The following is a 14,913-nucleotide window of genomic DNA, read 5'->3' as shown; positions in this document are numbered from 1 at the left end:
CACCGCGCGGATCTGACGTGCCCCGGTCGGATCCGGTTCCGCCGGGGGCCGGCCCTCACTCACATGCCGTAATCGGCCATCCCCGCGACCAGCCGCTGCGCCCCGGACGGCACCCGGAAGCCGGCGGACGCGGGGGCGGCCGGCTCCGGGCCGGCGGCGGCCTGCGGCCAGAACCGGCGCAGCCGCCGGGAGGAGCTCACCAGCGCGTCGAGGGAGTCACCGTCCGCGTCGGCGCGGAGGACGGACGGCAGGGAGTGCTCGGACATCATCGGGCATCGCTCCGATCCAGCGCCGTGGCCGCACTGCCACGGTCGACGACGGGGCCCGCCTCGTCCGGCCGGGCCCCCGGGGCCGGCCCCGGGCAGGGCCCCCTGGGGCCGACCCTAGGCCGGGCTTCCGCGGCCCACCAGTGCTACCCGTAGGTAGTACACGTTCGAGGGCAGGGGGTGCCACCATGGCCGGGTGGGCGGTGGCCCGCGGCGCCCTTGCGGGCGCACACGCGCGGCCCGGTACCGTAGGTGGGTTCAACCACCCCCGCCCCGCTGGCTTCGCCGCCACTTGAGGAGACCTTCGTGCGTATCGCCGTCGCCGGCTCGATCGCCACCGACCATCTGATGACGTTCCCCGGCCGGTTCGCCGACCAGCTCGTCGCCGAGCAGCTGCACACCGTGTCGCTGTCGTTCCTGGTCGACGCCCTGGACATCCGCCGCGGCGGGGTCGCGCCGAACATCTCGTTCGGCATGGGCGTGCTCGGCCTCCAGCCGATCCTGGTCGGTGCCGCCGGCTCGGACTTCGCCGAGTACCGCAGCTGGCTGGAGCGCAACAACGTGGACTGCGACTCCGTCCACATCTCCGAGACCCGGCACACCGCCCGCTTCATGTGCACCACGGACGAGGACCACAACCAGATCGCCTCGTTCTACACCGGCGCCATGGCCGAGGCCCGCAACATCGAGCTCAAGCCGATCGCCGACCGCGTCGGCGGCCTCGACCTCGTCCTGGTCGGCGCCGACGACCCGCAGGGCATGGTCCGTCACACCCAGGAGTGCCGCACCCGCGGCTACGCCTTCGCCGCCGACCCCTCCCAGCAGCTGGCCCGCCTGGACGGCGAGGACATCCGCGAGCTGGTGGACGGCGCCGCGTACCTGTTCACCAACGAGTACGAGGCCGCGCTCATCGAGAGCAAGACCGGCTGGGACGCCGAGGAGATCCTCACCCGCGTCGGCACCCGGGTCACCACCCTGGGCAGCAAGGGCGTCCGGATCGACCGCAAGGGCGAGGCGTCGATCCTGGTCGGCTGCGCCCCCGAGGAGTCCAAGGTCGACCCGACCGGCGTCGGCGACGCCTTCCGGGCCGGCTTCCTGACCGGCCTGGCCTGGGAGCTCGACCTGGAGCGCGCCGCCCAGCTGGGCTGCATGCTCGCCACCCTGGTGATCGAGACCGTCGGCACCCAGGAGTACGAGCTGCGCCCGAGCACCTTCCTGAAGCGCTTCGAGGGCGCCTACGGAGCCGAGGCCGCCGCGGAGATCCGCGCGCACCTGGTCAAGTAGTCCGCCGGACGACGAGGTAGGCCGAGCCCCGGTCGCCGCCGTAGTCGGTGGCCGGGGCCTCGCCCGCGTACTCCTGCCCGCGCATCTCGCACCAGGCCGGGACGTCCAGCCGGGCCGCCTCGTCGTCCGACAGCACGGCGACCGTGCCGCCCACCGGCACCTCGCCGATCCGCTTCGCCAGCTCGATCACCGGCAGCGGGCAGCGCTTCCCCAGGGCGTCGATGACCAGCAGCCCTTCCGGAGCGCCCTGCTGTTCCGAGGCGCCCTGCGGCGCCGGCAGGTCCAGCCCGAGCGGGGCCCGTACGCCCGCGACCAGCTCCGGCAGGACGGTGAGGAAGCGTTCCACGTCCGCCTCGGCCGTCCCGTACGGCAGCGAGACCCGGACGTTCCCCTCGGTGAGCACCCCCATCGCGGCCAGCACATGGCTGGGCGTCAGGGTGGAGGAGGTGCAGGAGGATCCGGAGGAGACCGCGAAGCCGGCCCGGTCCAGTTCGGTGAGCAGCACCTCGCCGTCCACGTACAGGCAGGAGAAGGTGACGATGTGCGGCAGCCGCCGCACCGGGTCGCCGACCACCTCCACCTCGGGCACCAACTGCGGCACCCGGGCCCGGATCCGCTCCACCAGCGCGTGCAGCCGGGCGTTCTCCCGCTCGGCCTCGGCCCGTACGGCGCGCAGCGAGGCGGCCGCGGCCACGATGGCGGGGACGTTGACGTAGCCGGGCACCCGCCCGCCCTCGCGTTCGTCGGCGGGCAGTGGCGAGGAGTACCGGACGCCCTTGCGGACGGCCAGGATCCCGACCCCGGCCGGCCCGCCCCACTTGTGGGCGCTCGCGGTCAGCAGCGACCAGCCCGCCGGGACGTCCACCCGCCCGGCGCTCTGCGCCGCGTCCACCAGCAGCGGAACCCCGGCCTCGGCGCACAGCGCGGCGACCTCGCCGACCGGCTGGACGGTCCCCACCTCGTGGTTGGCGCTCTGCAGGGCGGCCAGCGCGGTGTCGGCGCGCAGCAGGGCGCCGAAGGCCAGGGGGTCGACCCGTCCGGCGCGGTCCACCGGGGCGACCGAGACCTCGCCGCCGCCCGCCTCGTGGCGTTCGGCGACGTGCAGCACGCTGGAGTGCTCCACCGCCGAGTGCACCAGGTGGCCGCCGCGCCGCCGGTTCCCGGCCAGCGCGCCCAGCATGCCGAGCTGGACGGCCTGGGTGCCGCTCGCGGTGAAGGAGATCTCGTCCGCCCGCGCGCCCAGGACGGCGGCCACCGTCTCCCGCGCGGCGTCCAGCAGCATCCGGGCCTGCCGGCCGGAGCGGTACAGCCGGGCCGGATCGGCCCAGCCCTCGTCCAGGGCGGCGGTCAGTGCCTGCCGCGCGACGGGGTGCAGAGGGGCTGTCGAAGCCACGTCGAAGTACACGGTCACATTTAACGACACACCCGGGCGCGTCGGACCCCGGCCAGGGTTGCTTACCGGCCGTCAGTCGATCACCCCGAATGTCCGCTTCGTCCGGTACCGACGGGCCGTCATCCCCGTTGTCCGAGGTCATCCCCCGATCAGGCGTATGGACCTCGAATGCCTGGGATGACCTGCGACGTAGCCCCTGCCGGGCCTGATCGGGCGACCGGGCGGCGCGTTACCGGGGGCTGCCCGTCAGGAGCGCATAAGGCTGGAGTAGGGTTTGGCCCGCATAAGCATTCAAACCGTGCCCGTGGTCGGGTCGCCGGGGAGGGACTGGATCCACTCTCGGTGCGACGCGAAGGCGGGCGAGACTTCGGGAAGGCGCTACGTGAGTCCCAACGGCTCCGACCGCTCGCCGCGGCGCACGATGCGGCGGAAGCTGCCTCAGGCGCTGGCACTGGGCCTCGTCATCGCGACCGCCACCGGCTGCTCGGCCAACGACCTCCCCAGGCTTGGCCTCCCGAGCCCGGTCACGAAGGAAGGACCCATGGTCCTCCAGATGTGGCAGGGCTCCTGGATCGCGGCACTGGTGGTCGGCGTACTGATGTGGGGTCTGATCATCTGGAGCGTGATCTTCCACCGGCGCAAGCGCACCGGCGTGGAGGTCCCTCCGCAGACCCGGTACAACGTGCCCATCGAGGCGCTCTACACCGCGGTCCCCATCATCATCGTCTCGGTCCTCTTCTACTTCGTCGCCCGCGACGAGGCGAAGCTGACCGCCGTCTCCGAGAAGCCGCAGCACTACGTCAACGTGGTCGGCTTCCAGTGGAGCTGGGCGTTCAACTACGAGAACACCGAGACCCCTGACCCGGCCAACAAGGACGCCGCGTACGAGGTCGGAACGCCCAAGGACGCTCCGACCCTCTGGCTGCCGGTCAACGAGACGGTGCAGTTCCGTCTCACCTCGCGCGACGTCATCCACGACTTCTGGCCCGTCAACTTCATGATGAAGATGGACGTCGTGCCGGGCGTGGTGAACAAGTTCGAGGTCACCCCGACCGTCAAGGGCGAGTACATGGGCAAGTGCGCCGAGCTCTGCGGCGTCGACCACTCGCGCATGCTGTTCAACGTCAAGGTTGTCGACCGGGCCGACTACGACAAGCACCTGGCCGAGCTGCGTGCCAAGGGCCAGAACGGTGCGGTGCCCTCCGGCCTCATCGGCATGGGAAGTGAAGCGAAGTGACCATCCTCAACGAGCCCGCCGCGGCCGGCGGGGGCGCCGATGCCGTCACGGTCGGGGCGCAGCGGACCCGCAAGCCGGGTGCGACCATCATCAAGTGGCTGACGACCACTGACCACAAGACGATCGGCACCCTGTACCTGGGCACGTCGTTCGCCTTCTTCCTGATCGGCGGCATCCTCGCCCTGGTCATGCGTGCCGAGCTGGCTCGTCCCGGGACCCAGATCCTGTCGAACGAGCAGTTCAACCAGGCGTTCACGATGCACGGCACGATCATGCTGCTGATGTTCGCGACGCCGCTGTTCGCGGGCTTCGCGAACTGGATCATGCCGCTCCAGATCGGCGCGCCGGACGTGGCCTTCCCGCGTCTGAACATGTTCGCGTACTGGCTGTACCTCTTCGGTTCGACCATCGCGGTCGGTGGCTTCCTGACCCCGAACGGCGCCGCCGACTTCGGTTGGTTCGCCTACTCCCCGCTGTCGGACGCGGTGCACTCGCCCGGCGTCGGCGGCGACATGTGGATCATGGGTCTGGCCTTCTCCGGCTTCGGCACGATCCTCGGTGCGGTCAACTTCATCACCACGATCATCTGCATGCGCGCTCCGGGCATGACGATGTTCCGGATGTCGATCTTCGTCTGGAACGTGCTGCTGACCTCGGTGCTGGTCCTGCTGGCCTTCCCGGTGCTGGCCGCCGCGCTGTTCGCCCTGGAGGCGGACCGCAAGTTCGGTGCCCACGTCTTCGACCCGGCCAACGGCGGGGCGATGCTCTGGCAGCACCTGTTCTGGTTCTTCGGCCACCCCGAGGTGTACATCATCGCGCTGCCGTTCTTCGGCATCGTGTCGGAGATCATCCCGGTCTTCAGCCGCAAGCCGATGTTCGGCTACTCCGGTCTGATCGCGGCCACCATCGCGATCGCCGGTCTGTCCGTGACGGTGTGGGCGCACCACATGTACGTCACCGGACAGGTACTGCTGCCGTTCTTCTCGTTCATGACCTTCCTGATCGCGGTCCCGACCGGTGTGAAGTTCTTCAACTGGGTCGGCACCATGTGGAAGGGCTCGCTGAGCTTCGAGACGCCGATGCTGTGGACGGTCGGCTTCCTGGTCACCTTCCTCTTCGGTGGTCTGACCGGTGTTCTGCTGGCCTCCCCGCCGATCGACTTCCACGTCTCGGACTCGTACTTCGTCGTCGCCCACTTCCACTACGTGGTCTTCGGCACCGTCGTCTTCGCGATGTTCGCCGGCTTCCACTTCTGGTGGCCGAAGATGACCGGCAAGATGCTGGACGAGCGCCTCGGCAAGATCACCTTCTGGACGCTGTTCTTCGGCTTCCACACCACCTTCCTGGTGCAGCACTGGCTCGGCGCGGAGGGCATGCCCCGCCGCTACGCCGACTACCTGGCCTCGGACGGCTTCACCACCCTGAACACCGTCTCGACCATCGGCTCCTTCGTGCTCGGCCTGTCGATCCTGCCGTTCCTCTACAACGTCTGGAAGACCGCCAAGTACGGCGAGAAGGTCGAGGTCGACGACCCGTGGGGCTTCGGCCGTTCGCTGGAGTGGGCGACCTCCTGCCCGCCGCCGCGGCACAACTTCCTCACCCTGCCCCGGATCCGCTCGGAATCCCCGGCGTTCGACCTGCACCACCCCGAGATCGCGGCGCTGGACTACCTGGAGAACCACGGTGAGCCGGCCAAGCACCTCGCCGGTGTGACCCCGGCGAAGTACGACGCCCCGAAGCTGGGCAAGGGCGAGAAGGAGGGCGACGCCTGATGAAGGAACAGGGAAAGATCTTCCTCGGCCTGTCGGTCTTCGTCCTGGCGATGGCCATCACCTACGGCCTGTGGAGCAACAACTCCGACCACGGCCTGGAGGCCGCCGGTACCACCGCGCTGTTCCTGGCCTTCGGCCTCTGCGCCTTCATCGGGTACTACCTCGCCTTCACCGCCCGCCGGGTGGACAGCGGCGCGGGTGACAACCCCGAGGCCGAGGTCGCGGACGACTCCGGCGAGCTGGGCTTCTTCGCCCCGCACAGCTGGCAGCCGCTCTCGCTGGCGCTCGGTGGCGCGCTCGCCTTCCTGGGCGTGATCTTCGGCTGGTGGCTGATGTTCTGGGCCGCCCCGATCATCCTGATCGGCATCTTCGGATGGGTCTTCGAGTTCTACCGGGGCGAGAACCAGAACCAGTAGGTTCCGCCTCCCACAACAGGGCCGGTCTCCCCGCACGGGGAGACCGGCCCTGTTGCGTCCTGGAGAGTGACGAACTCACTCAGCCGGGTGAAGGCGGCGCTGCCTGGATGTCTTTCGGCGAGGTCGGTTCCTACGATCTGATCAATCGCGCGAAACCCCTCGGAGGCGGTCATGGCCGACAGGCGCGGAATCGCAGGCACCACCGGCATCACCGGTATCTCGCTGGCCCTCGCGGTGCTGGCCCCGGTGGCCGCCTGCACGTTCGGCGGGGACGACGAGCCCACCGGACCACATCGGATCAACGCGGCCCGGCTCGTGCACGTCTCGGCCGAGGGCACGATCGACCCGTCCCAGTCGGTCACCGTGACCGCCGTGCCGGGCAGCAGGCTCACCGACGTCACCGTGGCCGACCCGGACGGCCGGGCGGTGGCTGGTCTGCTCGCCGAGGACCAGCGCAGCTGGCAGAGCACCGGGCGACTGAGGCCCGGTACCGCGTACACCGTCCGGATCTCCGCGGCCGACGACAGGAACGGGCGCGGTGACACCACCGCGAACTTCAGCACCGTCGCCGCCCAGCGCCTGCTCACCGCCAAGCTCGGCCCGGACTCCTCGGGCAGCGGGATCTACGGGGTGGGCCAGCCGCTCACCGTGCAGCTCTCCGAGGCGGTGAAGGACCCGCAGGCCCGGCAGGAGGTCGAGAAGGTCCTGACCGTGAGCTCCCAGCCCGCCGTGACCGGTGCCTGGTACTGGGTGGACGACAAGGAGCTGCACTTCCGGCCGGAGGAGTACTGGCCGGTCGGCACGACCGTCGGGCTGGCCTTCGACGGCACCGGCATGCGGATCGCCGACGGCCTCTACGGCGGCGACCGCAGCTCGCTGCGGCTGCGGATCGGCGCGCGGGTCGAGACGGTGATCGACGCGGCCGCCCACGTGCTCACCCTCAAGCGCGACGGCGCGGTGCTGCGGAACATCCCGGTCACCACCGGCAAGCCCGGCTTCGACACCCGCAACGGCATCAAGGTCGTGCTCGGCCAGGAGCGCTCGGTGCGGATGAACGGCGAGACGATCGGACTGAAGGCCGGCAGCTCGGAGTCGTACGACCTGAACGTGGAGTGGGCCACCCGGGTCACGTGGAGCGGCGAGTACGTCCACGCGGCACCGTGGTCGGTCAACTCGCAGGGCGTGTCGAACGTCAGCCACGGCTGTACCGGCATGAGCACCGACAACGCCAAGTGGTACTTCCAGAACACCCGGGTGGGAGACCTCGTCACGGTGGTGAACAGCCGCGGCCACTCGATGGAGCCCTTCGGCAACGGCTTCGGCGACTGGAACGTCTCCTGGGCGGACTGGTTCACGCACAGCGCCCTCGGGCAGCCCCTCACCACCACCGCACCGGCGGCCCAGGCTCCTGCCGCGGGGATGGCCCGGCCGGAGCTCTGAGGGTCCGCCCGGGGCCGTCTCAGGCTTCGGGGTAGGCCACCGTCAGGGCGGTGACCACGGCGGCCAGGGCGTCGGCGTGGGAGAGCCCGAGCCGGTTCGCCCGCGCGGCGTACTCGGCGGCGGCCTCGGAGGCCAGCCGGTGGGGGGCGTCCCCGGTGGCGGCGATCAGGGTGCCGCGCCGGCCGTGGGTCTCCACCACGCCGTCCGCCTCCAGCTCCCGGTAGGCCCGGGCGACCGTCCCGGCGGCCAGCCCCAGCTCCTCGGCCAGGGCCCGGACGGTGGGCAGCCGCAGCCCGGTCGGCAGCGCGCCGGAGCGGGCCCGTTCGGCGATCTGGGCGCGGATCTGCTCGTACGGGGGAGTGGTGGCGGCGGGGTCGATGGACAGCTGCACGGGTGCTCCTGGACGTGGTGCGGGGACGGGGCCGGCGGATGCGGAAAAGCCCGAGGGCCGCCGACCAGGTGAACTCTGGTCAGCGGCCCTCGGGGGTGGCGCGGGGGTGCGTACGGGATCAGTGGTGGTCGTGACCGCTGGTGATCTCGTTGTGCTCCTCGGCGGTGGGCTTGGGGATCTGGTTGCCCTCGCCGTAGAAGCCGCGGGAGAGCCGGGCCCGGGTGCGGGCGAGGGCGCCGGACTTGCGGGCCACGCCGTTCTCGTCCGTCTGGGCCGGCAGCTCGATCGGCTGGTTCTGCTCGTGCGCCGTGAGCTTGTACAGGTCCTGCTGCGGCAGCTGGGCGTGCACCTCGACGAACTCGCCGTGCGGCAGGCGCTTGATGACGCCCGTCTCGCGGCCGTGCAGCACCTTCTCCTTGTCACGGCGCTGCAGGCCGAGGCACCAGCGCTTGGTGATGAAGAAGACGACGACCGGGACCACGAAGAAGCCGACGCGGACGAAGTAGGTGATCGAGTTGATCGACAGGTGCAGGTGGGTGGCGAACAGGTCGTTGCCACCACCGATCAGCAGCACCAGGTACAGGCTGATCCAGGCGGCACCCAGGCCGGTGCGGACCGGGGCGTTGCGCGGGCGGTCCAGGATGTGGTGCTCGCGCTTGTCGCCGGTGATCCAGCCCTCGATGAACGGGTAGACCGCGATCGCGACCAGGACCAGCGGGAAGATCATCAGCGGGACGAAGACACCCAGGTTCAGGGTGTGGCCCCACAGGCTGATCTCCCAGCCCGGCATGACGCGGATCAGACCCTCGGAGAAGCCCATGTACCAGTCTGGCTGGGCGTCGGTGGACACCTGGTCGGGGCGGTACGGGCCGTAGGCCCAGATCGGGTTGATCGTGGCGATCGCCGAGACGGCGGCGATCAGACCGAAGACCAGGAAGAAGAAGCCACCGGCCTTGGCCATGTAGACCGGCATCAGCGGCATGCCGACGACGTTCTTCTCGGTCTTGCCCGGGCCCGCCCACTGGGTGTGCTTGTGGTAGAAGACCAGGATCAGGTGCGCCACCAGCAGGCCGAGCATGATGCCCGGGATCAGCAGCACGTGGATGGTGAAGAACCGCGGCACGATGTCGTGGCCGGGGAACTCGCCCCCGAACAGGAACATCTGGACGTAGGTGCCGATCAGCGGGACCGCGAGGATCGCGCCTTCCATGAAGCGGATACCGGTACCCGACAGCAGGTCGTCCGGCAGCGAGTAGCCGAAGAAGCCGTCGAACATGCCCAGGACCAGCAGCAGGAAGCCGAAGACCCAGTTGATCTCACGCGGCTTGCGGAACGCGCCGGTGAAGAACACGCGCATCATGTGCACGAGCATCGCGGCCACGAAGACCAGGGCGGCCCAGTGGTGGATCTGGCGGATCAGCAGACCGCCGCGGATCTCGAAGCTGATGTCCACCGTGGAGGCGTAGGCCTCCGACATCCCGATGCCCTTGAGGGGCACGTACGAGCCGTTGTAGACGACCTCGGCCATCGACGGCTTGAAGAACAGCGTCAGGTAGACACCGGTCAGGATGATGATGATGAACGTGTAGAGGCAGATCTCGCCCAGCATGAAGGACCAGTGGTCCGGGAAGATCTTCCGCAGGTTGGCCTTGGCCAGGGAGTAGATCCCCACCCGGCCGTCCGTCCAGTCAGCCGCGGCCTCCCACTTGTTGGCAGGATTGGCGCGCGTGCTGGAGGGCTTGGCGGCACCGGTCGTGGTGCTGCTCGCGCTACTCATCGAGCACGCTCCCAGAAGCTCGGGCCGACGGGCTCGTCGAAGTCGCCGGTGGCGACCAGGTTGCCCTTCTCATCAGTGGTGATCTTCAGCTGCGGCAGCGGGTGGCCGGCCGGGCCGAAGATGACGCGCGCGCCGTCCGCCAGGTCGAAGGTCGACTGGTGGCAGGGGCAGAGCGCGTGGTGGGTCTGCTGCTCGTAGAGGCTGATCGGGCAACCGACGTGCGTGCAGATCTTGGAGTAGGCGAGGATGCCCTCGAAGCCCTTCTCCTTGGACTTCTCGTCCTTGATGTCCTCCGGCGCGATGCGCACCAGCATCAGGGCGTCCTTGGCGATCCGCTGCTGGAAGTCCTCGCTGTGGGTGGTCAGACCCTCAGGCATGGCGAAGGTCAGCGAGCCGACGATGATGTCCTCGGGCTTCATCGGCTGCATGGTGTTCATGTTGATGAGCTGCAGCGGCTGGGCCTCGGTCGCCTCCTTCCAGCCCGTCTCCTTGAGCTTCTTCTCCGGCAGCGGGCCCAGGTCGCGGAGCAGGACCACGCCGGAGAGCGGGACCAGCGCCATCGAACCGATGAGGGTGTTGCGGATCATCTTGCGGCGGCCGAAGCCGGACTCGGCGGCACCGGTCTTGAACTGCTCGATGACGTCCGCGCGGACCTCGTCGTCAGCCTCGATCGGGTGACGCTCGGCCGGCAGCTCGACGTCGGACATCAGGGTGCGGGCCCAGTGGACCGCGCCCGCGCCGATCATGAACAGCGCGACGCCCAGGGTCAGGCCCAGCGCGAAGTTCAGCGCGCTGATGTGACCGAGCGGGAAGACGTAGACGATCTTGTCCGGGTCGATGGCCACGTACGAGGCGATGAAGCCGATGGTGGCGAGCATCGAGACCACGAACATCAGCGAGACCTGGCGCTCGGCGCGCTTGGCCGCCCGCTCGTCGATGTCGGTGCGGCGGGGCTCGTGGGCCGGCAGGCCCGGGTCGGCGAACGGGTTGCCGTGGTCGGCCACCTCGCCGGCGGAGCCGTGAGACTCCGGGAGGTTCTCTTCTGACATGTCGTGGCTCATGACTTCTTGGCCTTGGTGGTGTGGGCGGCGACCCAGATCGCGACCGCGATGAGCGCTCCGAGACCGAAGATCCAGCCGAACAGGCCCTCGGTCACCGGACCGAGGCTGCCCAGGGTGAGACCGCCGGGGTTGGGCTCATCGTTGGTGGTGTGGCGGACGAAGGCCACGATCTGCTTCTTCTGCTCCTCGGGCATGGTGGTGTCCGGGAAGGACGGCATGTTCTGCGGGCCGGTCTGCATGGCCTCGTAGATGTGCTTGGCGTCCACGCCCTCCAGGGAGGGGGCGAACTTGCCCTTGGTCAGGGCACCACCCTGGCCGGCGAAGTTGTGGCACTGGGCGCAGTTGGTGCGGAACAGCTCGCCACCCCTGGAGATGTCCTCCGGGTTGGTCGAGTTGTACTGCTGGGGCTCGGGCGTCACCGGGCCGGGGCCGAGGGAGGCGACGTAGGCGGCGAGCTGGTCGATCTCGGCCTGCGTGTAGATGTTCTTCTTGCGCGGCACCTGGGCGCCGGGCTGCTGGGCCGGCATGCGGCCGGTGCCGACCTGGAAGTCGACAGCGGCGGAGCCCACGCCGACCAGGCTCGGACCGTCGCTGCTGCCCTGGCCGTTCAGGCCGTGGCAGGAGGAGCAGCCCACGGCGAAGAGCTTCTTGCCCTCATCGATCGCGAGCGACTGCGCGGCGACGTCGGCCTGCGCCTTGTCGGCGGGCGCGAACGCGGCGTACAGCCCCCCGGTTGCCGCCAGGGCGAGAAGTAGGACGACCAGCGCCGCCAGTGGGTGGCGCCGTCGTGCGGAGAGCTTTTTCACGGAATAACCCCGGTGTCAGGATCTGGTCGACTGGTGGGTGCACCCGGCGGCCGGTCTGGCCGGCACGAGGTTGCCTGTCCAAGGCTGCGCGCGCGGTCGGTCGGTGGGAGCTTCGGCACCGGCAGAAGCGGCCCGTCGCCGGTGAGGGCGGGGGCCGCAGCCGGTGGCCAGCGACCTGATCAGCTGGTTACTTGATCAGGTAGATGGTCGCGAACAGGCCGATCCACACGACGTCGACGAAGTGCCAGTAGTACGACACGACGATCGCGGCGGTGGCCTGCTCGTGCGTGAAGCGCTTGGCTGCGTACGTCCGTCCCAGGACCAGCAGGAAGGCGATCAGACCACCCGTCACGTGCAGGCCGTGGAAGCCGGTGGTCAGGTAGAACACCGTGCCGTACGGGTCGGAGGACAGCGAGAGGCCGTCCTTCTTGACCAGTTCGGTGTACTCGAAGACCTGGCCGCCGATGAAGACCGCGCCCATCATGAACGTGATGATGAACCACATGCGGAGCTTCTTCACGTCACCGCGCTCGGCGGCGAACACGCCGAGCTGGCAGGTGAGCGAGGAGAGCACCAGAACGGTGGTGTTGACCGAGGAGAACGGCACGTTGAGGGCGTGAGCCTTCTCGGTCCAGAACTCGGCTCCCTTGACGGAGCGGAGCGTGAAGTACATCGCGAAGAGGGCCGCGAAGAACATCAACTCGGAACTGAGCCAGACGATCGTTCCGACGCTGACCATGTTCGGTCGGTTGACCGATCCGTGCGCGTGCCCGGTTTCTACTGCTGTTGCTGTCGCCACGACGGACATTATGTCGGTCCCTTATTCCGTCTTCACGCCGGGGGGTGTCCCTCGGAGTGTCCGGTGCGTGCGGTATGCCCGCTTGGGGGGCGACGGGGCGTCCGTACGGCGGCTGAGCAGCGGGGTGTCCCTTTTCTGACGGTTCCTCGACGGGGCCCGGGAGCCCCTTGTCCGGCGCGTCGGTGCACGGTCGGCGCAACGCCGGGGGTAAGGAGGGAAGGGTGTCATATCGGCCATACGGGTGGACCGGCCGGGCCCGGGTGACGGGCTGTCCTCCGGGCGGGTGAGCCGCGGACGCGGCGGCTTGAGGAGGAACGTGCGCGAGGGGGACCCGGCCCCGGGGTAAACGGGAGTAGCATCCGGATCAGGTGAACGTGGTCCGGATCACACTTGAGGGAGCAGGGTCCATGGCGTACACGACCGACGAGACGCTCACCGTCCTCGTCTACAGCGACGACCGCAACACCCGCGAGCAGGTGCTGACGGCGCTCGGCCGGCGGCCCGCCGAGGATCTTCCGGAGCTGTCCTACCTGGAGTGCGCGACCACCCCCGCCGTGCTCAAGGCCCTGGAGAAGGGTGGAGTCGACCTCTGCGTCCTGGACGGCGAGGCGGTGCCGGCCGGCGGACTCGGCCTCGGGCGCCAGCTCAAGGACGAGATCTACGGCTGCCCGCCGGTGCTGGTGCTGATCGGCCGGCCGCAGGACTCCTGGCTCGCCGCCTGGAGCCGGGCCGACGCCGCGATCTCCCACCCGGTGGATCCGGTGGCGCTGGCCGAGGCGGTCGCCGCCCTGCTGCGGGCCCGGCTGGCCAGGCGGGCCCCCGTCGTCGGCTGAGCGGTGCCGTCTCAGTACGAGAGAAGGCAGGGCCGCGGGCGCCCCGCCGCTCGATAGGCTGGCTCCATCCTTACGGACGCCCCCCCGGACCGGGGGAACAGACGGAAGCTGGAGTCAGCCATGGTGAACGTGAACCCTGCGAACGGCGGTAGCGACCCCGCGCAGGTGGTCCGCACCTGGCCGGACCTCCTGGCGGCGCTGTTGAAGGGGGAGGACCTCGACCGCACGTCCACCGCGTGGGCGATGGACCGGATCATGAGCGGCGAGGCGTCCCCCGTCCAGGTGGCCGGGTTCATGGTGGCGCTGCGGGCCAAGGGCGAGACGGTCGACGAGATCGCCGGCCTGGTGGACGCGATGTACCGGCACGCCGAGCCGCTGGACGTCCCCGGCCCGGCGGTCGACATCGTCGGCACCGGCGGCGACCGGGCGAAGACCGTCAACATCTCCACCATGTCGGCGATCGTCGCGGCGGCCGCCGGGGCCAAGGTGGTCAAGCACGGCAACCGGGCGGCCTCCTCGGCCAGCGGCTCCTCGGACGTGCTGGAGAAGCTCGGGGTGGCGCTGGACCTCTCGGCCCGGCGGGTCGCCGAGGTGGCCGAGGAGGTCGGGCTCACCTTCGCCTTCGCGGCGAAGTTCCACCCCTCGATGCGGCACGCCGCCACCGCGCGACGCGACCTCGGGGTGCCGACCGCCTTCAACATCCTCGGCCCGCTGACCAACCCGGCGAAGGTCACCTCGCACGCGATCGGCTGCTTCGACACCCGGCTCGCCGGGCTGATCGCCGGGGTGCTCGCCCGGCGCGGGGCGACCGCGCTGGTGTTCCGGGGCGACGACGGGCTGGACGAGCTGACCATCACCACCACCTCGCGGATCTGGCTGGTGCGCGACGGGGCGGTCACCGAGAGCACCTTCGACCCGCGGGACGTCGGCATCGAGCTGGTCGGCATCGAGGCGTTGCGCGGGGCGGACGCCGCCTACAACGCGGACGTCGCGCGCCGGCTGCTGGCGGGGGAGCGCGGGCCGGTCCGGGACGCCGTCCTGCTGAACACCGCGGCGGCGCTGGTCGCGCTCGAACTGGGCGACGCGCCGCTGACCGAGCAGCTCGCGGCGGGCATGGCACGGGCGGCCGAGGCCATCGACTCGGGCGCGGCGCAGGAGCTGCTGCGGCGTTGGTCGGAGGCCACCAGCCGTAGCTGAGGCGGTAGTTGGGGAAGTGGCCGAGGGCCCGTACCGGTGCGCCGGTACGGGCCCTGCGGCTGTCCGGATGGTGGATATCCGTTTGACCACCCGACGGGTGCGACCTACAGTCTTGGCCAGGTCATGAGCGACAGCGTCAAGCCCCAGCTGGCTGTCCGGCAACCCTCCGTCCGTGGCGGGGTGCCCTGGGTGAGGACCGGGTCGCTCGGAATGCCGTCCGTGCGACAAGCGCGGACACCCG

General features: G+C 69.9%; 14 protein-coding genes and 1 riboswitch. Of the genes, 7 read left to right on the top strand and 7 right to left on the bottom strand.

Features of this window, described 5'->3' with window-relative positions:
• Positions 1-59 precede the first annotated feature (59 nt).
• Positions 60-269 carry a hypothetical protein gene (locus tag RZ50_RS12395; RefSeq protein WP_196949476.1) on the bottom strand — a complete coding sequence of 70 codons (210 nt, stop codon included), beginning with the start codon at positions 267-269 and terminating at the stop codon, positions 60-62.
• A gap of 303 nt (positions 270-572) precedes the next feature.
• Between RZ50_RS12395 and RZ50_RS12390 the strand changes: the two genes are divergently transcribed.
• Entirely contained in the window at positions 573-1,550 is a 978-nt protein-coding gene (locus RZ50_RS12390) for a carbohydrate kinase family protein (RefSeq protein ID WP_196949475.1), read from the top strand.
• Here the strand turns inward: RZ50_RS12390 and RZ50_RS12385 are convergent.
• A complete protein-coding gene (locus tag RZ50_RS12385; RefSeq protein ID WP_308271604.1) occupies positions 1,543-2,943 on the bottom strand; it encodes an aminotransferase class V-fold PLP-dependent enzyme in 1,401 nt (466 codons plus the stop codon). The genes RZ50_RS12390 and RZ50_RS12385 overlap by 8 nt on opposite strands.
• 382 nt (positions 2,944-3,325) lie before the next feature.
• Between RZ50_RS12385 and coxB the strand changes: the two genes are divergently transcribed.
• From coxB to RZ50_RS12365, 4 genes are all read left to right on the top strand, one after another.
• On the top strand, positions 3,326-4,180 hold the full coding sequence (gene coxB, locus RZ50_RS12380) for a cytochrome c oxidase subunit II (protein ID WP_196949473.1): 855 nt from the start codon (positions 3,326-3,328) through the stop codon (positions 4,178-4,180).
• Positions 4,177-5,952, top strand: a complete 1,776-nt coding sequence (gene ctaD, locus RZ50_RS12375; RefSeq protein WP_196949472.1) for a cytochrome c oxidase subunit I — start codon at positions 4,177-4,179, stop codon at positions 5,950-5,952. Before coxB ends, ctaD begins: the two co-directional genes overlap by 4 nt.
• Positions 5,952-6,368 (top strand): cytochrome c oxidase subunit 4, encoded by a 417-nt coding sequence (locus RZ50_RS12370; protein ID WP_196949471.1) that lies wholly within the window; start codon positions 5,952-5,954, stop codon positions 6,366-6,368. Before ctaD ends, RZ50_RS12370 begins: the two co-directional genes overlap by 1 nt.
• Before the next feature lie 171 nt (positions 6,369-6,539).
• The gene (locus tag RZ50_RS12365) at positions 6,540-7,808 is read left to right on the top strand and encodes an Ig-like domain-containing protein (protein WP_196949470.1); all 1,269 of its coding nucleotides are present in this window, start codon (positions 6,540-6,542) and stop codon (positions 7,806-7,808) included.
• Positions 7,809-7,827: 19 nt separating this feature from the next.
• On the opposite strand, the gene RZ50_RS12360 is transcribed toward RZ50_RS12365, so the two are convergent.
• The 5 genes from RZ50_RS12360 to RZ50_RS12340 form a co-directional block, all read right to left on the bottom strand.
• Positions 7,828-8,199 carry a GntR family transcriptional regulator gene (locus RZ50_RS12360; protein ID WP_196949469.1) on the bottom strand — a complete coding sequence of 124 codons (372 nt, stop codon included), beginning with the start codon at positions 8,197-8,199 and terminating at the stop codon, positions 7,828-7,830.
• Between the two features lie 118 nt (positions 8,200-8,317).
• Positions 8,318-9,976: a ubiquinol-cytochrome c reductase cytochrome b subunit gene (locus tag RZ50_RS12355; protein WP_196949468.1), complete on the bottom strand. Its 1,659-nt coding sequence runs from the start codon at positions 9,974-9,976 to the stop codon at positions 8,318-8,320.
• On the bottom strand, positions 9,973-11,025 hold the full coding sequence (locus tag RZ50_RS12350; RefSeq protein WP_254802460.1) for a ubiquinol-cytochrome c reductase iron-sulfur subunit: 1,053 nt from the start codon (positions 11,023-11,025) through the stop codon (positions 9,973-9,975). The genes RZ50_RS12355 and RZ50_RS12350 overlap by 4 nt, the downstream gene beginning before the upstream one ends.
• Positions 11,026-11,033: 8 nt before the next feature.
• Positions 11,034-11,843: a c-type cytochrome gene (locus RZ50_RS12345; protein ID WP_196949466.1), complete on the bottom strand. Its 810-nt coding sequence runs from the start codon at positions 11,841-11,843 to the stop codon at positions 11,034-11,036.
• A gap of 187 nt (positions 11,844-12,030) precedes the next feature.
• Complete coding sequence (locus RZ50_RS12340; RefSeq protein WP_196949465.1) at positions 12,031-12,651, bottom strand: heme-copper oxidase subunit III; 621 nt, start codon at positions 12,649-12,651, stop codon at positions 12,031-12,033.
• 398 nt (positions 12,652-13,049) lie between these two features.
• Between RZ50_RS12340 and RZ50_RS12335 the strand changes: the two genes are divergently transcribed.
• Both RZ50_RS12335 and trpD read left to right on the top strand, forming a co-directional pair.
• Positions 13,050-13,475 carry a hypothetical protein gene (locus RZ50_RS12335; RefSeq protein WP_196949464.1) on the top strand — a complete coding sequence of 142 codons (426 nt, stop codon included), beginning with the start codon at positions 13,050-13,052 and terminating at the stop codon, positions 13,473-13,475.
• A 120-nt stretch (positions 13,476-13,595) separates the two neighbouring features.
• The gene (gene trpD / locus RZ50_RS12330) at positions 13,596-14,672 is read left to right on the top strand and encodes an anthranilate phosphoribosyltransferase (RefSeq protein ID WP_196949463.1); all 1,077 of its coding nucleotides are present in this window, start codon (positions 13,596-13,598) and stop codon (positions 14,670-14,672) included.
• A 119-nt stretch (positions 14,673-14,791) separates the two neighbouring features.
• A riboswitch (SAM riboswitch) is annotated at positions 14,792-14,909 on the top strand.
• Positions 14,910-14,913: the final 4 nt, after the last annotated feature.

It is taken from the genome of Kitasatospora sp. SUK 42 (genome assembly GCF_015776785.2).
GTDB lineage: Bacteria > Actinomycetota > Actinomycetes > Streptomycetales > Streptomycetaceae > Kitasatospora.
This window is presented reverse-complemented; position numbering and strand designations above follow the sequence as displayed.